The organism is Nonomuraea sp. NPDC049607 (assembly GCF_040675375.1).
Taxonomy (GTDB): Bacteria; Actinomycetota; Actinomycetes; order Streptosporangiales; family Streptosporangiaceae; genus Nonomuraea.
In genome coordinates this window covers 196,372-217,695 of sequence record NZ_JBFAOV010000009.1, presented here as the reverse complement: position 1 = coordinate 217,695, position 21,324 = coordinate 196,372, and the positions used below count along the sequence as shown (strand labels likewise).

Below are 21,324 nucleotides of genomic sequence, written 5' to 3'. Positions count from 1 at the left end.
CCGCGGCGACGCCCGGGGCCCAGCGTTACTGTGCGCTCAGCTTGAGCTGGTTCATCACCGTACGGATGTCCGGGAGGAGCTGCTTGCCCTCGTCCGGGATCGACACGAACACGATCGCGGGCACGTCGCCGCCGGTGTTGACCGCCATCGTGACGATCGTGGCCTTGGCCTTGCCGGAGGTCATGGCGTACGCGATGAGGCGGCCGGTCGCGGTCCCGACCTTGATCGGCTGCTGCGCGATCTTCCTGACCTTGTTGCCGGCGGGGTAGAAGTCCTTGCGGGCCTGGAGCACCATGCGCTTGATGACCGGCTCCAGGTCGTCCTCCTGGTAGAGGGAGGACAGGTTCGCCGGGAGCGGCCCCGACATGACCTGGGCGAACTTCTCGGGCGCGACCTGCACGTACTGGCGGGTGTCGTAGCCGAAGGTGGACTTGACCGTGGCGCGCTGGTCGAGCTGCCAGGTGCCGCCCAGGCGGGGCAGGGAGACGCCGGCCGCCGCGTCCTCCACCCGCCCGGTCACCGGGGACGCCTTGCCCGGGTACTTGGGCAGGGCGGGGATCGTGGTGGACGGCTTGCCCGTGCCCCCCTTCGTGGGGCCGGCCGAGGCCGCGGGGGAGGAGGCCGTCTTGCTCTCCGGCGTGTCCTCGCCGGCCAGCGGGCCCGCGAGGAACGCCCACAGCAGCGCCGCGATCAGGGCGATCACGACCGAGCCGCCGAGCGCGTAGATCCAGATGGGCTTGCCCGGCTCGTCGTCCAGGGAGTCGCCCTCGTACTCGTCGCCGAAGACGTTGTTCCAGAGCTCCTGCTGGCGGTCGGGAGGCGGGGTGCGCGAGCCGCTGATCTGACCGGCCGTGACGAACCGGCGGTCGGGGTCGGAGGGGTCGCGGTTCAGGTTGGAGCCGGGGCGGTTCTGGTCGTCGGGGTGGCCGTCGGCGGGCCCGCCGGGCATGCCGGGGGCGCCGGGGGCGCCGGGCATGCCGGGGCCCGTCGGAGGCGCGCCGACGTGGGCCGCCGCGAGCGGGCCGGGCTGCATCCCGTTGTCGCCGATCCCGATCATGGTGTCGGCCTGGCGGCCGCCGTACATGACGGTGTGCTCGTCGGCCGGGTGGGCGGGCGGCGCGCCGGGGCCGTCGAGCGGCGACGGCCCGGGCCGGACGGGGGCGTCGAGCGGGCCGGGCGCGCGGCCCAGCGTGACGGTGTGGTCCAGCGGGTCGCCGGCGGGCACGGAGGGGGCGGCCGAGGGGCTGTTGGGCCAGGGCGCGGGCGAGGAGAGGTTGGACCACGCGCCGGGGGACGGCGTCGGCGGCTGCGACCAGGCGGGCACCGGGTCCTGCGGCCGGACCGGCGACGACTGCTCCGGCCAGGAGACGGGGGCCTCCTGGCGGGGCGTCTCGGGCCAGCCCTGCTCCTGCCGCGGCGGCTCCGGCCAGGACGGCCGCGCCGGCTCCGGCCACGACGCGTCGCCGCCCTGCTGGTGCGAGCGCGGGTCGCTGCGCATGTCACTGCGCATGTCGTTGTGCATGTCGCCGCGCGGGTCGTTGCGGGGGGAGCCGTTGCGCGGGGCGTCGGGCCAGGAGGCGTCGGCGCGCGGCGGTTCGGGCCAGGAGGGCGCCTGCGGCGCGTCGGGCCAGGACGGCTGGGCCTGGGCGGTCTCCGGCCACGACGTCGGCACGCCGGGGGGCTCCTGCCCGCCGGACGGCCAGGAGGAAGGTACGTCGTTGCGGACCTCCGGCCAGGACGGTGGCAGGTGCGACGCCCCGGAGCTCGAGGAATTCTCCGTTGCCATTGCTGCCGGCCCTCCCGAGGTTGTGTCCGGATGTGCCGCTATATCCGGATTTGACGTACCAGGCATGATCTCATGGGATTTTCCAGGAGATACGGCTGGTTTCGCAGCGAAACGAGCGAAGCCGTGCGGATCGGTTGGCGGATCCTGCAGCGGCAGGTCGCCCTCCGGTCGACTTGGCTCAGCTGGGTACACCACGCGACGACAGTATTCTAAAGGGACATATGAGGTCACAACGGATACATCACCATCAGGTCTCGCTGGACCTGAAGGGTCTATTGTGCCTGCGCCGGTCGTCCGAGTATCTGCATTCCGCGGAAGACGTGCGCTAGGCTTGACACATGCGTTCCGCGACCCTGCTTCTTAGCGGGCCGCGACGGCCCTGAGAGGTCTCGCCGTCGCGGCTACCCCTCGTCGTGCACGAGGGGTTTTCTTATGGGTCCGAGTCAAGCCAGAAGGACAGTAGCCGTGAGTGAGTACGACCCGCAGGCGCTGCAGGCCAAGTGGCAGCAGCGATGGGAGGAACAGGAGCCCTACCGGGCGAGCGAGGACGCGGCCGACCCCCGGGAGCGGCGCTACATGCTCGACATGTTCCCCTACCCGTCGGGCGACCTGCACATGGGCCACGGCGAGGTGTTCGCCATCGGCGACGTCGTCGCGCGCTACTGGATGCAGCAGGGCTACAACGTCCTGCACCCGATCGGCTGGGACTCCTTCGGCCTGCCCGCCGAGAACGCCGCGATCAAGCGCAACGCCCACCCCGCCGAGTGGACCTACGCCAACATCGAGACGCAGGCCAACTCCTTCCGGCGCTACGGCATCTCCTTCGACTGGTCGCGCCGCCTGCACACCAGCGACCCCGAGTACTACCGCTGGAACCAGTGGCTGTTCAACCGCTTCTTCGAGCGCGGCCTGGCCTACCGCAAGGGCGGCCTGGTCAACTGGTGCCCCAACGACCAGACGGTGCTGGCCAACGAGCAGGTCGTGGCGGGCAAGTGCGAGCGCTGCGGCGCCGACGTCATCCGCCGCGAGCTGACCCAGTGGTACTTCAAGATCACTGACTACGCCCAGCGCCTGCTGGACGACATGGAGCAGCTGACCGGCTGGCCCGAGCGCCTGCTGACCATGCAGCGCAACTGGATCGGCCGCTCCGAGGGCGCCGACGTGCTGTTCGAGATCGAGGGCCGCGACGAGCCGGTCCACGTCTACACCACGCGCCCCGACACCCTCTACGGCGCCACCTTCTTCGTCGTCGCGGTCGACGCCGCGCTGGCCGACGAGATCGTCACCGACGAGCAGCGTCCGGCCTTCGAGGCGTACCGCGCCGAGGTCGCCAAGCTGAGCGACATCGAGCGCCTGGCCACCGACAAGGAGAAGACCGGCGTCTTCCTGGGCCGCCACGCGGTCAACCCGGTCAACGGCGAGCGCATCCCGGTCTGGGCGGCCGACTACGTGCTGTCCGACTACGGCCACGGCGCGATCATGGCCGTGCCCGCCCACGACCAGCGCGACCTCGACTTCGCCCGGCGGTTCGAGCTGCCGGTCAAGGTCGTCGTCCACACCGGCCTGGCCGACCCCGGCGAGACCGGCGAGGCCACGCCCGGCGAGGGCACGCTGGTCAACTCCGGCCCGCTGGACGGCCTGACCAAGGTCGAGGCCATCGCCAAGATCATCGAGATCCTGGAGGTCGAGGGCCGGGGCACCGGCGCGGTCAACTTCCGGCTGCGCGACTGGCTGCTGTCCCGCCAGCGCTTCTGGGGCACGCCGATCCCGATCATCCACTGCGCCGACTGCGGCGAGGTGCCCGTCCCCGACGAGCAGCTGCCCGTCACGCTGCCCGACCTGCGCGGCGAGGCGCTGGCGCCCAAGGGCGTCTCCCCGCTGGCCAGCGCCACCGAGTGGGTCAACGTCGAGTGCCCCAAGTGCGGCGGGCCGGCCAAGCGCGACACCGACACGATGGACACGTTCGTCGACTCGTCCTGGTACTACCTGCGCTACACCTCGCCCGGCTACACCGACGGGCCGTTCGACCCCGAGCAGGTGCGCAAGTGGGGCCCGATCGACCAGTACGTCGGCGGCATCGAGCACGCTGTCCTCCACCTGCTGTACTCGCGCTTCTTCACCAAGGTCCTGCACGACATGGGCATGGTGAGCTTCACCGAGCCGTTCCTGCGCATGCTGAACCAGGGGCAGGTGATCAACGGCGGCAAGGCCATGTCGAAGTCCCTGGGCAACGGCATCGACCTGGGCCTGCAGATCGACGAGTTCGGCGTCGACGCCGTCCGCCTGACGATGATCTTCGCCGGTCCGCCGGAGGACGACATCGACTGGGCCGACGTCTCGCCGGCCGCCTCGCAGAAGTTCCTGGCCCGCGCGCTGCGCGTGATGTCGGAGGCGACCGCCGAGCCCGGCGTGTCGTTCGAGGGCGGCGACGCCGAGCTGCGCAAGGTCACCCACCGCACCATCGACGAGGTCACCAAGCTGGTCGAGTCGCAGCGCTTCAACGTCGCGGTGGCCCGCATGATGGAGCTGACCTCGGCCGCGCGCAAGGCCATCGACTCCGGTCCCGGCGCGGCTGACCCGGCGGTGCGCGAGGCCGCCGAGTCGCTGGCCGTCATGCTGTCGCTGGTGGCGCCCTACGTCGCCGAGGAGGGCTGGGAGCGCCTGGGCCGCACGGCTCCGGTCGCCTTCGCCGGCTGGCCGGTCGCCGACCCCGCGCTGCTGGTGCAGGAGTCGGTCACGTGCGTGGTGCAGGTGGCGGGCAAGGTGCGCGACCGGCTGGAGGTCGCCCCCGACATCTCCGAGGACGAGCTGCGGGCCCTGGCCCTGGCCTCCGACAAGGTGGCCGCCTACCTCCAGGGCGCGCCGCGCAAGGTGATCGTGCGCGCGCCCAAGCTGGTCAACATCGTCCCGTAGGCGAGGCCCCCGGGTCTCGTCCGGTCAGATCCGGCGCAGGGCCGGCAGGAGTTCCTTCTCCGCCCAGTCGAAGAACGGCTCCTGCTGCTCGTGCCCGATCTGCACGAGCGCCACGTGGGTGTACCCGGCGTCGGCGAACTTCTTGACGCCCTGCACGACCGCGTCCAGGTCGTCGCCGCACGGCACGCTCTTCGCGACGTCCTCGGGGCGTACCGAGCCGGCCGCGGCGGCGAAGTTCACCGGGCCGGGCAGCTCGGCCATGACCTTCCAGCCGCCGACGCCCGACCAGCGCCACAGCCGGTGCGCCCGCTCCTTGGCGGCCTCGGGGTCGGTGTCGTAGGCGATCGGCAGCTGACCGTAGACCGGCTTGCCGTGGCCGCCGGCCGCCTGGAACTGCTGCACCACCTCGGGCATCGGGTCGTTGACGACGAGCACGTCGCCCAGGTCGGCGGCGATCTCGGCCGACCTGCCGCCGGAGGCGGCGATGCCGATCGGCACCTGCTCCTCGGGCAGGTCGTAGAGCTTGGCGGAGTCGACGTCGAAGAACTCGCCCTGGTAGGTGACGTAGTCGCCGCTGAACAGCTCCTTGATGATCTGCACGGCCTCGGCGAACATCCGGTGCCTGGTGTCCACCGGCGGCCAGCCCTCGCCCACGACGTGCTCGTTGAGGTTCTCGCCGGCGCCCAGGCCCAGGGTGAACCGGCCCTCGCTCAGCACGCCCATCGTGGCCGCCTTCTGCGCCACCACCGCCGGATGGTAGCGCATGATGGGGCAGGTCACGTACGTCATGAGCGGCAGGCGCTCGGTGACCTGCGCCGCCGCGCCCAGCACCGACCAGCAGTACGGCGAGTGGCCCATCTCCTCGATCCACGGGAAGTAGTGGTCGGAGATGACCGCGTAGTCGAAGCCGACGCGTTCGGCGGTGGCGGCATAGTCCACCAGTTCGCGGGCCGGGGTCTGCTCGGACATCAAGGTGTAGCCGATTTGCACCATATGGTCGGGCTACCCATCTTCGTCCGCATTAGGGTCGGGCGTCCGGAGATCAATCGTCACTGCGGAGCTCCTCGATCACCAGCCCCAGGCCGATGGCCAGCAGCCAGAGGTCCTTGGACAGGCCGATGCCCTGCTGGGTCGGGCGCAGGCTGCCCTCCTCGCGCATGCCCGGCGTCCTGAGGTAGAGCCCGAGCAGGCCCGCCGCGAACGCGGTCAGCCCCGCGCCGGCCAGCAGCGACGGCACGAACGGCAGGACGAGCGCGGCCCCGAGGGCGAGCTCGCCCTTCGACAGCAGCCTGGTGAAGGCCACCGGGTCCAGGCCGCGCAGGAACGGGTACGTGCCCGAGGCCATGCCGTGCAGGCCGGCCGCCGTCTGCTCGTCGGCCTCGGCCTTGCCGAAGCCGGAGTTCAGGATGATGGCGGCGGCGGCCAGGCGGGGCGGGAGCTGGTGCGGGCGGGCGATGAATCTCATGATTCCTCACAGTGTGTGATTTGTGGCGTTCAGCTCCTTCCCTGCCGCTCCTCGCACATCCGGGGCATCGGACGGTCTTGGCTGTTCGCGTACGGTGGAGCGCTGCTGTGAGAGAAAATCTTTAGCTGGTTTGGTGTCTCGCATTAGTGTCTAGCTGTGACATATGGCGCATACCTGAGATACCCGCACCTGTCCGGTGACCTGGTCACCTTCGTCGCCGACGACGATGTCTGGCTCGCCCCCGTCGCCGGTGGCCGGGCCTGGCGCTTCACCGCCGACCGCGTGCCGGTCTCCTCCCCGCGGTTCTCGCCCGACGGCTCGCGCATCGCGTGGACCAGCGGCAAAGAGGGCGCCCCCGAGGTTTTCGCGGCCGAGCTCGACGGCCCCGAGGGCACGCGGCTGACGCACTGGGGCAACGCGATGACCGGCGTCCGCGGATGGGCCGGCGACGACGCCGTGCTCGCGATCAGCTCCACCGGGGAGGCGTCGCGCACCCGGCTCTGGGCGTACGCCGTCCCGCTCGACGGGGGGCCGGCGGCGCGGCTGCCGTACGGATGGGTCGGCGAGGCGGCCGTCAGCGGCTCGAAGGTGGCCACGGTGTCGCCGATCTGGCGCGAGCCGTCCCAGTGGAAGCGCTACAAGGGCGGCACGGCGGCCAAGATCTGGGTCGACGCCGAGGGCGACGGGGAGTTCACCAGGCTGTTCGCCGACAGCCCGGCCCAGTACTGGGCGATCAACTGGGTCGGCGACCGGATCGTCTACCTGTCCGACGTGGACGGCGCCGGGAACCTCTACTCGGCCCTCCCCGACGGCTCCGACGTGCGCCGGCACACCACCCACGACGAGTTCTACGCCCGCCACGCCACGAGCGACGGCCGGCGGGTGATCTACAGCCACGCCGGGGACCTGTGGCTGCTGGAGAGCCTGGACGCGGAGCCGTACAAACTGGACGTGAAGCTCGGCGGCCCGCGGCCGGGACGGGCGCGGCGGCCCGCGCCCACGCGCGTCGGGGGCTTCTCGCCGGACGCGACCGGTCGGGCCAGCGCGGTCGAGCTCCGCGGCACCGCGCACTGGGTGACCCACCGCGACGGGCCCGCGGGCGCGCTCCGGGTGGAACCCGGCGTGCGGGTGCGCCTGCCGCGCGCCCTCGGCGCCGACGGCCGGGCCGTGTGGGTCTCGGACGCCGGCGGCGAGGACGGCCTGGAGGTCGGCACCCCGGGCGGCGAGATCAGGACCCTGGCCGGCGGGCAGCTCGGCAGGGTGCTCGAACTGACCGCCGCGCCCGACGGCAAGCACGCGGCCGTGGCCACCCACGACGGGCGGCTGCTGGTCGTGGACCTGGAGTCGGGCGACCTGCGGGAGCTGGACCGCACCACGCAGGGCGACATCAGCGGGCTCACCTTCTCGCCGGACTCCGGCTGGCTGGCCTGGGTGCACCCCGACCACGAGCCGCTGTCGCAGATCAAGATGGGCCGCGTGGACGGCACGTCCGTGATCGACGTGACGCCGCTGCGCTTCTCCGACTACGACCCGATGTTCACCAAGGACGGCAAGCACCTGGCGTTCCTGTCGGTGCGCACGTTCGACCCGGTCTACGACGCGCACGTCTTCGACCTGTCGTTCCCGGCGGGCTGCCGGCCGTACATCGTGCCGCTGCAGGCCACCACGCCGTCGCCGTTCGACCCGTCGTTGCAGGGACGCGGGTTCAACGGGGAGGACGACAAGCCGGCCAAGGACGACAAGAAGGACGACGCGCCGCCGCGTACCGAGGTGGATCCCGAGGGGCTGGCCTCGCGGGTGGTGCCCGTCCCCGTGCCGGCGGGCCGCTACGGCAACCTCAGGACCGCCAAGGACGCGCTGCTGTGGCTCCGCCACCCCGTCACGGGCCAGCTCGGCGACGGCACCGAGCCGACGAGCGAGACCGTGCTCGAACGCTACGACCTCAAGAAGCGCGCCAAGGCCGAGCTGGGCAAGGAGGTGCGCGCCTTCGAGGTCAGCGGCGACGGCACCAGGCTCGTCACCAACGGCAAGAACGGGCTGCAGACGCGGGCGGCCGGCGAGGGCGACGAGGTCGTCACGATCGACCTCGACCGCATCACCGTCCAGATCGACCCGGTCGCCGAGTGGCTCCAGGGCTACCGCGAGGCCGGACGGCTCATGCGCGACCACTTCTGGCGCGAGGACATGGGCGGCCACGACTGGCAGGCCACGCTCGACCGGTACGAGCCGCTGGTCTCCCGCCTCGGCAGCCACTCCGAGCTGATCGACCTGCTGTGGGAGGTGCAGGGCGAGCTGGGCACCTCGCACGCCTACGCCAGGGGCCACGACGGCGTCACCGATCCGCGCCGCCGTCAGGGGCTGCTCGGCGCCGACCTGGCCAAGGACGAGGACGGGACGTGGCGGGTCGAGCGCATTCTGCCCGGTGAGACGTCCGACCACGCGGCCCGCTCGCCGCTGCTCGCGCCCGGCGTCGCGATCCGTCCCGGTGACGCGATCGTGGCGGTGGGCGGACGTCCGGTCGATCCGGTACGCGGCCCGCTCGCGCTGCTGTCCGGCACCGCCGACCAGCCCGTGGAGCTGACCGTGCGGCCCGCCGCCGGCGGCTCGCCGCGCCGGGTCGTCGTCACCCCGCTCGCCGACGACAGCCAGCTCCGCTACCACGACTGGGTGGAGAACCGGCGGGCCTTCGTCCGCGAGGCGTCCGGCGGCAGGCTCGGTTACCTGCACGTACCGGACATGGTGGCCACCGGGTGGGCGCAGTTCCACCGCGACCTGCGTACCGAGATGGCCTACGACGGGCTGGTCGTGGACGTGCGCGAGAACAGCGGCGGGCACCTGTCGGAGCTCGTGCTGGAGAAGCTGTCGCGCAGGGTCACCGGCTGGGCGCGGGCCCGCGGCTACGAGCCGATGCGCTACCCCGAGGACTCGCCCCGCGGGCCCATCGTGGCCGTCGCCGACGAGTTCGCCGGGTCCGACGGCGACATCGTCAGCGCCGGGATCAAGAACCGCGCCCTCGGCCCGCTGGTCGGCACCCGGACCTGGGGCGGCGTCATCGGCATCGACTCGCGCTACTCCCTCGTGGACGGGACCGTGGTGACCCAGCCGCGGTACGCGTTCTGGCTGGAGGGGCCGGGCTGGGGCGTGGAGAACCACGGCGTCGATCCTGACGTCGAGGTCGTGATCACGCCGCAGGACCGGGTGGCGGGCCGTGACCCGCAGCTGGAGAAGGCGGTCGAGCTGGCGCTCGCCGCCCTTGAGGAGCGCCCGGCCGCCACCGCGCCCGATCTGCCGCCGCTGGGCTGATCCTCCCGCCGAGGGGTGGCCCGTCCGGGCCGCCCCTCGGCCTGGCCGGGTCGTTCCTCAGCTCAGCCTGGTGAGGATCTCCGACAACATCGCCTCCGTCGTCGCGAAGTTCAGCCGTACGTAGTCCGCGCCGCCCGGCCCGAACGCCGCGCCGTCATTGAGCCGCACCTTCGCCTCCCGCTCGATGACCTCGGCCGTGCCCGGCCGTCCGGTGTGCAGCCACGCCAGGTAGGTGGCCTGTGGGACCCGGTACCCGAACCGGTCCGGCAGCCGCTCGGCGATCAGGCGGCGGTTGATGTCGAGCAGCGCCCTGGTCCTGTCCAGCCAGGCGTCACCGTGCCGCCAGGCCGCGACCGTGGCCTCCACCCCGAGCAGGTTCGCCGACCCGAACAGGAACGGCGGCTGCGCCGCCACGGCCGCGCGCACCTCGGCGGGGCCGATGTGGGCGACCGAGCAGCGGATTCCGCCCAGGTTGAACGCCTTCGTCGCCGAGGTGAGGGTGACCGTGCGCTCGGGGAGGATCGTGGCGAAGGGGATGTGCCGGTGCGGTTCGTACGTGAGGTCGGCGTGGATCTCGTCGGCCAGGACCAGCAGGTCGTGGCGTTCCACGTGCTCGGCCAGCCCTTCCAGCTCGGCGCGGGTGAACACGCGGCCCGTCGGGTTCTGCGGGTTGACCAGCAGGAGCACCCGGCAGCCGGACAGGTCGGGCACCTCGAACCGCCACGCGTCGCCGTCCGGTTCGAGCTGGATGGGGACGAGCGGGCGTTCCATGGTGTCGAGGGTGGTCAGGAACGGGTGGTAGGCGGGGGTGTGCAGCGCGACGCCGTCACCGGGCCTGGTCCAGAGGTGCAGCAGCACCTGGAGGGCCTGGTTGATGTCGCTGAACGTGTGGACGTACGAGGGGTCGGCGGCCCAGCCGTGGCGGGCGGCCATGCGCTCGGCGAACGCCTCGGCCAGGGGGCCGCTCTGCGGCTGGTCGAGCCAGGTCGGGTAGCCGAGGTCGCCGGCGGCGCGGCGGGTCAGGGCCTCGATCACCTCGGGGGCGGTGGAGAGGTCCATGTCGGCGATCCAGGCCGGGATGACCCCGGGGGCGGGGAGTGCCCACTTGAGACCGTCATGTGTCTCTTTGAGGTCCTGCATCTCCTTGGAGACGTTGGTCTCTTTGGGGGCATGCGTCTCTTTTGGGGGGTTCGTGTCGGTCACGGGCACATTCTAGGAGTTTGCGGCGTGGCAGGGCTGTGGGGCGTGACGCCGTGCCCGCGCGGTTGTTACCCGTGGTTGGTACCGGTGGTTGGTGGGCGCGGTGGGTGCGCGATGGTGGCTGTGGTCGGTGGTCGTCGGTGCTGTCGTGGAGGCGTTTGTGGCTGCGCCGGTGGAAGCGGGGCTCGTTGGAGCGGTGGCGCTACCGGTCGTCTTTCGCCTTTGGGGCGCCCTGTCGCGGCATGCGTGATGGGCCCGGCCGTGTTGCTGCTGTCCGGGCCTGGAGGGGCGCGAGCGGGCCACGCGGCGCCGCCCTCCCCGGTGAGGCCGGGTGAAGGGCCCCGCCGGGGAGGGCGGCGTCAGGTGCGTGCGACCTGCGAGGAATCGCCAGATGGCGCGAGCGACCGCAGCCCCCGTACGAGGGAGGCCGGATCGTATGGAAGTCGGACGGCGGCCGCGACCCCCCGTGGAGGAGGGCGGCTGCCGGTCGGCGACGGAGTGCTAGAGGCGACGGAGGACGGCCACCACCTTGCCCAGAACGCTGGCCTCGTCGCCGGGAATGGGCTCGTAGTTCGGGTTGTGAGGCACCAGCCACACGTGCCCGTCCTTGCGCTTGAACGTCTTGACCGTGGCCTCGCCCTCGATCATGGCGGCCACGATGTCGCCGCTCTCGGCGACCGGCTGCTGGCGGACGACCACCCAGTCGCCGTCGGCGATGGCGGCCTCGATCATCGAGTCACCGGCGACCTGGAGCAGGAAGAGCGTGCCCTCGCCGACGAGCTGCTTGGGAAGGGCGAAGACGTCCTCCACGCTCTCCTCGGCCAGGATCGGGCCACCGGCGGCGATGCGGCCCACGAGCGGCACGTAGGCGGCGGTCGGCCGGCTCACGGGCGCCTCGTCGTCGGTCGCGTCGGGGTCGACCCACAGCACGGGCTCGCCGGGCAGGCGCACCTCCAGAGCGCGCGGCCGATGCGGGTCGCGCCGCAGGTAGCCCTTGCGCTGCAGGGCGGTCAACTGGTGCGACACGCTGGACGTGCTCGTCAGCTGCACGGCCTCGCCGATCTCGCGCATCGAGGGCGGGTAGCCGCGCTGCTGCACCGAATCGCGGATCACTTCGAGGATCTTGCGCTGCCTGGGCGTCAGGCCCAGGGAGTCGCGTCGGCGCACCGCGAGGTCTGTGACCCCGTTCGCGTCTTCCCGCTCGCTCATGCTCTTCCTCCTCGCCTGGCGGCGGCCCGCCTCACCGGCGAACCTCCCGGTCCGTGGTCTTGATGTCGCACACAGCGACCGTATCGCTGTTGAAGATCATCTTCAAACAATTGTTCGAGTCTTCCTCGAAATTGTTGCCAGCGTGGTGTACAACATCGTACGGGAGTTCGATCGACACCGTGTTCGATTTGCTGATCATATTTTGGCCGCTTCCTCGGGCCAGACGGCGGGAGGTCAATCGTGCGAACGATCCCGAGCACCGACACGACCAGCGAAGACGTCAACCGGCTCACTCTCATCGCCGACGCCACCCGGGGTCGGGGCCGACGGGGGGACGACCCGCGTACGGGCTCCGGCCGGCACGAGAACCGGGCAGAACGGCCCGCGCCCGATTCGAACACCCGGCGGCGCCGTACCGGCGGCTCCGGTGGCGCCGCGCGCGGCTCGGACCGCCCCCGTCTGTGGCTGGTCCCCTCGCCGCGTCCCGACGCGGACGCGGACACCGACCGGGCGGGGGCGCGGGACGGCGCGGAACCCCGTCTCACCGACGCCACGCTCACCGGCCGCCGCCACGCGGGCCGGGGCGTCGCTGCCGGGACGGACGTCACCCAGCTCCGCGACCGCCCGCCCGAGACCGCCTCCGCCGAACGCGAACGCGAACGGGGTTCGGGCCGACGGGCAGGGCGTCTGGCGCGGGGGCGCGAGGGGCGTCGTCCAGGGGCGGACGTGGCCGAGAAGCGAGGGGCCGGGGAGGCTCCGCGCGGCAAACAGCGCCGACGGTCACCCGAAGCACGCCGACGACGTCCGGAGGGCGAGGCGGAGGCGACGGAGACACGAGGCCGGGCGGCACGACAGGCAGGACGGGCCTCGGCGGACCTGCCGGACGGCCGTCGGGAACGACGCCCGGACCCGCGAGGCGACCGCCCATGGGGACGGCGCCGCCCGGGCGAGCCCGTGAGCCGACTCGACGCTCGAAGGCGCCGCTCCGGTGACAGGGCGGCCGAGCAGACGGAGACGCAGGGGCGGCGTCGGGGGGAGACGGGCGGTCGGCTCGACACGCAGAGGCGAGGCCCGGGACAGATGGCGGAGCGGTTCGGGCGGCGGAGAAGGCGTTCGGGCGAGCCTTCTGACGGGGATCGGGGGCAGGTGGCGGAGCGGTTCGGGCGGCGGAGAGGGCGTTCGGGCGAGGTTGTGCAGCGGGGGCAGGTGCTGGCCGGGCCGGGGGGTTCGGGGCGTCGGGGGGCGCGAGGGGACGGGAGTTCCGGTGGGGGAGAGGTTCACGGGGGGCGTGAGGTGCTGGGGCGTGTCGTGGGGGTCGGAAGTGCTCGGGCCGGTAACGGCGGAGGGCGTGTGTGGAGTCGTCGGGCGTTGCGGCGGCCGGGGCGTGGCGTCGGAGTGATCGTGCGGAGTGGAGGGGGCAAGGCTCCCGCTCCTCCGGTGCGGCTGACCCGGCGGGGGCGGATCGTGCTCGTGGTGGGCATGGTGTTGCTGTCCTTGGGCGGGTTCTGGCTGGGGACGCGGGCGGCTGGGCATGCGGCCGCGGGTGCCGTGGTGCCTGGCCGTGCGGGGGTGTCGTCGGTGGAAGCCGTTCTGGGGGCCGGAGTGTGGGGGATCGCGGACGCGCGGTGACCGGCGGTGGGCCGGGGGCGCCTTGACGGGTTGCCCGGCGCTCCGTCCCGGCGCCAGGCTGCACGTCCCTCCGCGCCGCCGACCGCCGACCGGCGACCAGCCGACCGTTGACGGCTGACCGCTGGGGGTCGGGGCCGGTCGGGCCGGTCTCGTCCGGAGTGCTGAGCCGCCGGTCCCGCCACCTCCGACGGGGGCGTCTGGGAGGGGTGAACTGACCGCGCCGCATCGCCTGTTCGCTTCTGGACGGGGCAGGTCGGGCGCGTTCGCCTCCGGTGGTGACCTCTGGGAGGGGTGGGCCGGTCTCCTTCGCCTTCGCCGGTGGCCTCTGGGAGGAGCACGCCGGTCTCGCCCGCCGCCTCTGGGCGGGGCGGTCCTGTCGCGTCAAGGGGCCGGTTCCGGTGGGTGTGCGTGGGAGCAGGGCTGATCTGTGGTGGTGGCGGGTGCGGAGGTTCTTGTGGGGATTTCGGGGGTAGGGGGGAGGGTCTTTCGGGAGCCGTGGGAGGTGGGGGGAGGGTGTGGGCTCCGGTACCTTTGTGGGGCCTGTTTGGGCTGGTCGCCGTCGGGTGACGGAGGGCGGCCGGCGCGGGCGCGCGGGGGCCTGGCCGGGGCGACACGCCCGGGGCCTGTGTGACTGAGGGGCTGATCAGCGACTTCGGCTCCACGGTGCCGCTCAACTTGCGTTCATGGTCGCGCGCTTCTACGGTTGGACCACAACATCTAGTAGTTACACCGATGTCGGTTCACCACACCTTGTGTTTCCGTGACCGCACCATGGCGAGCCGTGGGGCGTGCGCGAGCGTACCGCGGCGAGGGTTTTACGCGTGTGGTGTGCCGTGCAGGTCAAGGAGGCGAAGCCGTGCACTGTCCGTTCTGTCGCCACCCTGACACCAGGGTCATCGACAGCCGGTCCACGGACGACGGCGCGGCCATCCGGCGCCGCCGTACCTGTCCCGAGTGCGGGCGCAGGTTCACCACGCAGGAGACCGTCCTGCTGATGGTGAGCAAACGCAGCGGGGTGACGGAGCCGTTCTCGCGGGACAAGGTCGTCGCGGGCGTGCGGCGGGCCTGTCAGGGCAGGCCGGTCAGTGAGGACTCGCTGGCGCAGCTCGGGCAGCGCGTCGAGGAGGCCATCCGGGCCAAGGGCGCGGCCGAGCTGCCGTCGAACGAGGTGGGCCTGGCGATCCTCGGTCCGCTCCGGGAGCTGGACGAGGTGGCCTACCTGCGATTCGCATCGGTTTATCGCGGTTTCGAGAGCCTGGCGGACTTCGAAGCCGAGATCTCACAGTTGAAGGCGGAGAAGGGGGAGTCATGACGGACACGGCCAGCGGTTCAGTGGCGCGCGGGGGAAAGAGGCCGCGTAAGGGGTTGCGGATGAAGCGGATCTTCACCAAGCCCGGCGTGCACCCGTATGACGAGGTCCAGTGGGAGCGCCGTGACGTCGTGATGACGAACTGGCGCGACGGCTCGATCAACTTCGAGCAGCGGGGCGTCGAGTTCCCCGAGTCCTGGTCGGTGAACGCGGCCAACATCGTGACCACCAAGTACTTCCGCGGCGCCGTGGGCACGCCGCAGCGCGAGTGGAGCCTGAAGCAGCTCGTCGACCGGGTCGTCGGCGTCTACACCAGGACGGGCATCGAGCACGGCTACTTCGCCAGCGACGAGGACGCCGAGATCTTCGACCACGAGCTCAAGCACGCGCTGGTCCACCAGGTCTTCGCGTTCAACTCGCCGGTCTGGTTCAACGTGGGCACCGCGTCGCCGCAGCAGGTCAGCGCGTGTTTCATCCTCTCCGTGGACGACCAGATGGAGTCGATCCTGGAGTGGTACAAGGAAGAGGGCGTGATCTTCAAGGGCGGTTCGGGGTCGGGGGTCAACCTGTCCCGCATCCGTTCGTCCAAGGAGCTGCTCTCCAGCGGCGGCACGGCCAGCGGCCCGGTCAGCTTCATGCGCGGCGCGGACGCCTCCGCGGGCACGATCAAGTCGGGCGGCGCGACGCGCCGGGCGGCCAAGATGGTCGTGCTCGACGTCGACCACCCCGACATCGAGGAGTTCATCGAGACCAAGGCGCGCGAAGAGGACAAGGTTCGCGCCCTGCGTGACGCCGGTTTCGACATGGACCTGGGCGGCAAGGACATCGTCTCCGTCCAGTACCAGAACGCCAACAACTCGGTGCGCGTCTCCGACGAGTTCATGAAGGCGGTGGAGAAGGGCGACGAGTTCGGCCTGCGCGCCCGCCTGACCGGCGAGATCATCGAGAAGGTCGACGCCAAGGACCTGTTCCGCAAGATGGCCAAGGCCGCCTGGGAGTGCGCCGACCCGGGTGTGCAGTACGACGACACGATCAACGACTGGCACACCACGCCGGAGACCGGCCGGATCACCGCCAGCAACCCGTGCTCCGAGTACGTGCACCTGGACAACTCCTCGTGCAACCTGGCCAGCATCAACCTGCTGAAGTTCCTGAAGGACGACAACACCTTCAACGTCGCCGACTTCGTCAAGCTGACCGAGCTGATCATCACCGCGATGGACATCTCGATCACCTTCGCCGACTTCCCGACCGAGCGGATCGGCGAGACCACGCGGGCCTACCGCCAGCTCGGCATCGGCTACGCCAACCTGGGCGCGCTGCTCATGGCCACGGGCCACGCCTACGACTCCGACGGCGGCCGCGCGGTGGCCGGGGCGATCACGTCGCTGATGACCGGTGTGTCCTACCGGCGCAGCGCCGAGCTGGCCGGCGTGGTGGGGGCGTACGACGGTTATGCCCGCAACGCCGAGCCGCACAAGCGGGTCATGCGCAAGCACGCCGCGGCCAACGACAACCTGCGCACGGTCGGCACCATGGACGCGAAGATCCACGCCGAGGCGTCGCGCCAGTGGTCGGAGTGCCTGAAGGTCGGCGAGAAGAACGGCTACCGCAACGCCCAGGCCAGCCTGCTCGCCCCCACCGGCACCATCGGCCTGATGATGGACTGCGACACCACCGGCATCGAGCCCGACCTCGCGCTGGTCAAGTTCAAGAAGCTGGTCGGCGGCGGCTCGATGCAGATCGTCAACCAGACGATCCCGCGGGCGCTCAAGCAGCTCGGCTACCAGCAGGAGCAGATCGAGGCCATCGTCGAGTACATCGGCGAGCACAGCCACGTCGTCGACGCCCCCGGCCTGCGCAAGGAGCACTACGAGGTGTTCGACTGCGCGATGGGCGAGCGGGCCATCGCGCCGATGGGCCACGTGCGGATGATGGCGGCGACCCAGCCGTTCCTGTCCGGCGCGATCTCCAAGACGGTCAACCTGCCGGAGTCGGCCTCGATCGACGACATCGAGCAGGTCTACCTGGAGGGCTGGAAGCTCGGCCTGAAGGCGCTGGCCGTCTACCGCGACAACTGCAAGGTCGGCCAGCCGCTGTCGGCCGGCAACGGCGCCAAGAAGGACGAGCCGAAGGCCGTCGAGGCCGAGCCCGAGGTCAAGGTCATCGAGGTCAACCGGCCGACCCGGCGGCGCATGCCCAACCAGCGTCCCAGCATGACCACCCGTTTCACCGTGGGCGGGGCCAAGGGCTACATGACCGCTTCGTCCTACCCTGACGACGGGCTCGGCGAGGTCTTCCTCAAGATGTCCAAGCAGGGCTCGACGCTGGCGGGCGTCATGGACGCCTTCTCGGTGGCGATCTCCATCGGCCTCCAGTACGGGGTGCCGCTGGAGACGTACATGAGCAAGTTCGTCAACATGCGGTTCGAGCCGGCGGGCATGACGGACGACCCGGACATCCGGATGGCCACGTCGGTGATGGACTACATCTTCCGTCGTCTGGCCCTCGACCACCTGCCCTACGACGAGCGGGCGGCCCTCGGCATCTTCTCGGCGGCCGAGCGCGCCGCGCAGCAGCGCGGCGAGGACCCGGCGGCGCTGCAGGAGGCGGTCGACCGCGAGGCGCTGGCCCAGTCGGCGCCGATCGAGGAGAAGCCGAAGCCGGAGCCGGTCAAGGAGCTGACGCTGGAGAGCCACCAGCGGTTCACCGCCGACGCGCCGCTCTGCATGACCTGCGGCACCAAGATGCGGCCCGCCGGAAGCTGCTACGTCTGCGAGGGCTGCGGCTCGACCAGCGGTTGCAGCTGATCCGAGTTGCTGAGCTGAGCTGAGGGGGATCCGGGAACGGGTCCCCCTCAGCGGCGTTCGCGGGGTCAGGTCTCGGTCAGCACGTCGCGCAGGACGTCGGGCCGGTCGGTGATGATGCCGTCCACCTGGTACGTCAGCAGGCGGCGCATGACGTCGGGGCTGTCGACCGTCCAGGCGAAGACCTTCATGCCGTGGTCGTGGACGAGCCGCACGTACGAAGGGGTGATCCCGGCGTACGGCGGGTTGACGTATGTCGCGAACCCGGACAGGCCGGACAGCGTGTCGGCGTCCGGCGTGCCGAGCAGCCCGATCGGCACCTCGGGCAGCAGCCGGTGGAAGGCGCGCATCGAGTCCCAGTCGAACGACTGCGCCACCAGCCGCCCCGGCATGAGCCAGACGGGATCGGCGCGCAGCGCGCGGACGATGCGTTCCTCGATGCCCGGGTAGAGCCGGGGCTCCTTGACCTCCATCAGCAGGCCGACGCGGGAACCGGCCATCGCGCGCAGCGCCTCCTGGAGGGTCGGGACCCGTTCGCCGGTGTACTCCCGGTCGAACCAGGAACCCGCGTCCAGCCTGCGGATCTGCGCGAGCGTGAGGTCGCGCACCCGCCAGGGGGCCAGCTCGGGCAGGACGTGCTCGACGTCGGTGGTCCGGGCGAGGGTGGTGTCGTGCATCAGGACCAGCTCGTGGTCCTTGGTCTCCTGGACGTCCAGCTCGAACATGGCGGCCCCCTGGCGGGCGGCGAGCTGGAAGGCGGCGACGGTGTTCTCCGGCGCGTACGCCGACGCGCCCCGATGGGCGACGTCGACCACAGTGCCGACCGCGGCGGCAGGCGGGGAGGCCAGGGCCAGGAGGACGAGGGGCAGGGACAGGGCGAGTCGCCGGAACATGGATCTCCTCGGTTGGGGGAGGGGACCGACAAACCCGACCATGACAAGGCCGGATGACCGCGAGTTGAGGGCTCGGTAACGGAGTGGTGCCCGCCGGATGAGACTTTGACACCGCGGGCGGCAAGGCTTCTGGGACACGCGTGAGGGGCGGGTCGCCCGTGGCGGCCCGCCCCTCCGGTGTGCAGGTGTTACCTGAGGCCACCGTCCAGCGCGGTGGTGAGGACGCCGGTGTCACCCGACATCTCCCAGATCATCGCGCCCAGCAGCCCCTTGCTCTTGAGCCAGGCGGTCTTCTTACCGATCGACCAGGCGTCGTCGAACGACCACCACTGACCGTTGTTGCCGGTGTAGCAGTAGGTGGCGACGGCCACCTCGTCGTGGCGGACCGTGCAGCCGGGCACCATGGCGAGCAGGTTGCTGTAGCCGCGGGTGCCCGCCTCCTCCTGGAACTGGCCGGGAGCCGCGCCGTGCGCGTCCTGCCACTCGCCGGCCTTGCCGCCGTCGGTCACCTGCTGCCAGCCGCGGCCGTAGTAGGCCAGGCCGATGGTGAGCTTGCGCGGGTTGACGCCGGCCTGGAGGTAGACGTCGACGGCCTTCTCCACGCTGAAGTCCGGGTTGTACGGGCTGTCCGCGTCGAGGTACAGGTTGCCCTGGTGGCCGGTGCGGTTCGGCTCCCAGGAGTTGTCGCTGCCCGCGCCGTGGAAGTCGTAGCCCTGGATGTTGAAGATGTCCAGCGACTTGGCCACCTCGGGCAGGTCCCAGCCGGCGGCGATCTTGGCCGGGTCGGCCGGGGTGAACGCCGTGAGCTGGTACCGCTTGCCGGTCGTCGTCGTCAGCGCGTCGAGCTGGCGGCGGAACTCGGCGATGAGCAGCGTGTTGTTGGCCTTGTCGTTGGCGCCCACGTGGTTGCCCGCGTGTCCTTCGGCGCCCGGCCACTCCCAGTCGAGGTCGATGCCGTCGAAGATGCCGGCGGCCGTGCCCGGCCCGCCCTTGCCGTTGTAGTCGGGCAGGTTGCCCTTGATGTAGGTGTCGATGCAGGAGGACACGAACTTCTTGCGCGAGGCGTCGGTCGCCGCCACGTCGGAGAAGTACTTGGAGTACGTCCAGCCGCCGAGCGAGATCAGCACCTTGAGGTTCGGGTACTTCGCCTTGAGCTTCTTGAGCTGGTTGAAGTTGCCCTGGAGCTTCTCCCAGCCGGTGTCGGCGACGCCGTCGACCGACTGGGCGGAGCTGAACGGCCTGCCGTAGTCGGCCTCGGCGTCACCGGCGCCGTCGCCCTGGTTCGGGTCCTGCGGGTCGGACGTGGTGCCCTTGGTGACGCCCTGCAGGCAGGTCAGGTTCTTGGAGTCGATGTTGGCGAAGGCGTAGTTGATGTGGGTCAGCTTCGCCGCGTTCCCGGTGGTGTCGAGGTTGCGGACGAAGTACTGGCGGCCGTAGATGCCCCACTGCACGAAGTAGCCGACGCGGGCGTACCCGGTCTCGACGATGTCCGACGTCGTCACCTTCACCGGGGTGGAGGCGGCGGAGAGGTTGTCGTACAGGTCGCGGGCCTTGACCGTGAAGGTGTACTCGGTCGAGGGGGACAGGCCGGAGACGACCGCCGTGGTGCCCGTGACGGTCGTGGCCAGGGTCGAGCCGACGAAGACGTCGTAGTTGGCGACGCCGGTGTTGTCGGTGGAGGCGGTCCAGGCCAGCGAGACGCTGCTGGACGACTTGGCCGTGCTGCGCAGGCCCGACGGCACCGAGGGCGCCTGCGAGTCGTCGGCCGGGTTGCGGGTGGTCACCTTCAGCGGCGCGGAGGCGGCCGACAGCGTGCCCTTGCGGTCCTTGGCCTTGACGGTGAAGGTGTACTCGGTGTTCGGCGTCAGGCCGGAGACGGTGCCGGAGGTCTCGGTGACCGAGGCGGCCAGGGCCGTGCCGTTGTAGATCTCGTACCCGACGATGGGGAGGCTGCCCTGGGTGGCGGCGTCCCAGGCGAGCGAGACGGTCTTGGTGGTCTTGACCGGCGAGCGCAGGTTCCCGGGGGCGCCGGGCGGCACGTCGGGGGTGCCGTCGCAGTTGACGTCGTTGATCCGGCAGCTCGTCGGCTCGGCGTTGGCGGAGCTCACGGTGAAGCTCGGGCTGTAGGGCTCGGTGGTCGCGCCCGCGTTCACGGTGGTGTTGTAGTGGACGGGGGTCAGCGTGACCGTCCGCCCGCTCTGGGTGAGCGAGCCGTTCTGGGCGTTGCTCGCGGTGACGCCGGCGGGCAGGTCGAAGACGATCGACCAGCCGGTCAGCGCCGTCGTGCTGTTGTTGGCGACGATGAACTTGGCGGAGGTGCCGCTGACGTCGTACGTGGCGCTGACCGGGGGCTTGGCGGGCGGGTCACCGCCGGTGCCGTCGCAGTTGGCGCCGTTGATCAGGCAGCTCGTCGGCTGGACGGCCGAGCTCAGCGTGACCTTGGGGCTGTAGGGCTCGGTGTTCTTCCCCGCCTGCACGGTGTTGATGTAGAAAGCGGGGGTGAGCGTCACCTTGGTGCCGTTCTGGCGGATGGTGGCGTTCTGAGGGTTGCTCGCGGTGACCCCGGACGGCAGCTCGAAGACGATCGACCAGCCGCTGACGGCGGTCGTGCCCGGGTTGCTCACCAGGAAGGTGCCCGTGTTCCCGGAGAGGGAGAACGTGGCGATGAGGCGGCTCACGGCCTGTGCGGGAAGGGTGCACATGCCGATGATCACGAGAACAGCGATCAGGGGGGTGACTAATCGGCGCACGTCAAGGACCTTTCATTAAAGAAAGTTTCCTAACAATTACGCGGATCGTAAGCCCGTCCC

11 protein-coding genes are annotated in these 21,324 nt (G+C 71.0%); 4 read left to right on the top strand and 7 right to left on the bottom strand.

Going from position 1 to position 21,324, the window contains the following annotated elements; genetic code table 11:
• Positions 1 to 25: 25 nt before the first annotated feature.
• Positions 26 to 1,672, bottom strand: a complete 1,647-nt coding sequence (locus tag AB0J97_RS20280) for a hypothetical protein (protein WP_364090781.1) — start codon at positions 1,670 to 1,672, stop codon at positions 26 to 28.
• 546 nt (positions 1,673 to 2,218) lie between these two features.
• Here AB0J97_RS20280 and leuS point away from each other — a divergent pair.
• Positions 2,219 to 4,699, top strand: a complete 2,481-nt coding sequence (gene leuS, locus AB0J97_RS20275) for a leucine--tRNA ligase (RefSeq protein WP_364090778.1) — start codon at positions 2,219 to 2,221, stop codon at positions 4,697 to 4,699.
• Positions 4,700 to 4,723: 24 nt separating this feature from the next.
• Here the strand turns inward: leuS and AB0J97_RS20270 are convergent, their stop codons facing one another.
• Both AB0J97_RS20270 and AB0J97_RS20265 read right to left on the bottom strand, forming a co-directional pair.
• Positions 4,724 to 5,692 carry a TIGR03557 family F420-dependent LLM class oxidoreductase gene (locus AB0J97_RS20270; RefSeq protein WP_364090775.1) on the bottom strand — a complete coding sequence of 323 codons (969 nt, stop codon included), beginning with the start codon at positions 5,690 to 5,692 and terminating at the stop codon, positions 4,724 to 4,726.
• A gap of 49 nt (positions 5,693 to 5,741) precedes the next feature.
• Entirely contained in the window at positions 5,742 to 6,164 is a 423-nt protein-coding gene (locus AB0J97_RS20265; RefSeq protein WP_357698657.1) for a hypothetical protein, read from the bottom strand.
• Between the two features lie 156 nt (positions 6,165 to 6,320).
• Here AB0J97_RS20265 and AB0J97_RS20260 point away from each other — a divergent pair, with 156 nt between their 5' ends.
• On the top strand, positions 6,321 to 9,467 hold the full coding sequence (locus tag AB0J97_RS20260) for a PDZ domain-containing protein (RefSeq protein ID WP_364090772.1): 3,147 nt from the start codon (positions 6,321 to 6,323) through the stop codon (positions 9,465 to 9,467).
• 57 nt (positions 9,468 to 9,524) lie between these two features.
• On the opposite strand, the gene AB0J97_RS20255 is transcribed toward AB0J97_RS20260, so the two are convergent.
• Positions 9,525 to 10,670 (bottom strand): aminotransferase class I/II-fold pyridoxal phosphate-dependent enzyme, encoded by a 1,146-nt coding sequence (locus tag AB0J97_RS20255; RefSeq protein WP_364090769.1) that lies wholly within the window; start codon positions 10,668 to 10,670, stop codon positions 9,525 to 9,527.
• 498 nt (positions 10,671 to 11,168) lie between these two features.
• Positions 11,169 to 11,876, bottom strand: a complete 708-nt coding sequence (lexA, locus tag AB0J97_RS20250) for a transcriptional repressor LexA (protein WP_352325993.1) — start codon at positions 11,874 to 11,876, stop codon at positions 11,169 to 11,171.
• A 2,485-nt stretch (positions 11,877 to 14,361) separates the two neighbouring features.
• On the opposite strand from lexA, the gene nrdR reads away from it, so the two are divergent.
• Both nrdR and AB0J97_RS20240 read left to right on the top strand, forming a co-directional pair.
• The gene (gene nrdR, locus AB0J97_RS20245; RefSeq protein ID WP_103955744.1) at positions 14,362 to 14,817 is read left to right on the top strand and encodes a transcriptional regulator NrdR; all 456 of its coding nucleotides are present in this window, start codon (positions 14,362 to 14,364) and stop codon (positions 14,815 to 14,817) included.
• Positions 14,814 to 17,624: a vitamin B12-dependent ribonucleotide reductase gene (locus AB0J97_RS20240; protein WP_364090763.1), complete on the top strand. Its 2,811-nt coding sequence runs from the start codon at positions 14,814 to 14,816 to the stop codon at positions 17,622 to 17,624. The genes nrdR and AB0J97_RS20240 overlap by 4 nt, the downstream gene beginning before the upstream one ends.
• A 65-nt stretch (positions 17,625 to 17,689) precedes the next feature.
• On the opposite strand, the gene AB0J97_RS20235 is transcribed toward AB0J97_RS20240, so the two are convergent.
• Both AB0J97_RS20235 and AB0J97_RS20230 read right to left on the bottom strand, forming a co-directional pair.
• Positions 17,690 to 18,514: a glycerophosphodiester phosphodiesterase family protein gene (locus AB0J97_RS20235; protein WP_364090760.1), complete on the bottom strand. Its 825-nt coding sequence runs from the start codon at positions 18,512 to 18,514 to the stop codon at positions 17,690 to 17,692.
• 188 nt (positions 18,515 to 18,702) lie between these two features.
• A complete protein-coding gene (locus AB0J97_RS20230; protein ID WP_364090757.1) occupies positions 18,703 to 21,264 on the bottom strand; it encodes a glycosyl hydrolase family 18 protein in 2,562 nt (853 codons plus the stop codon).
• Between the last annotated feature and the right edge of the window lie 60 nt (positions 21,265 to 21,324).

Coding starts and splice junctions, on each gene's coding strand:
- leuS (WP_364090778.1), top strand. CDS start 2,219: ATGGGTCCGAGTCAAGCCAGAAGGACAGTAGCCGTGAGTGAGTACGAC.
- AB0J97_RS20270 (WP_364090775.1), bottom strand. CDS start 5,692: ATGGTGCAAATCGGCTACACCTTGATGTCCGAGCAGACCCCGGCCCGC.
- AB0J97_RS20265 (WP_357698657.1), bottom strand. CDS start 6,164: ATGAGATTCATCGCCCGCCCGCACCAGCTCCCGCCCCGCCTGGCCGCC.
- lexA (WP_352325993.1), bottom strand. CDS start 11,876: ATGAGCGAGCGGGAAGACGCGAACGGGGTCACAGACCTCGCGGTGCGC.
- AB0J97_RS20240 (WP_364090763.1), top strand. CDS start 14,814: ATGACGGACACGGCCAGCGGTTCAGTGGCGCGCGGGGGAAAGAGGCCG.
- AB0J97_RS20235 (WP_364090760.1), bottom strand. CDS start 18,514: ATGTTCCGGCGACTCGCCCTGTCCCTGCCCCTCGTCCTCCTGGCCCTG.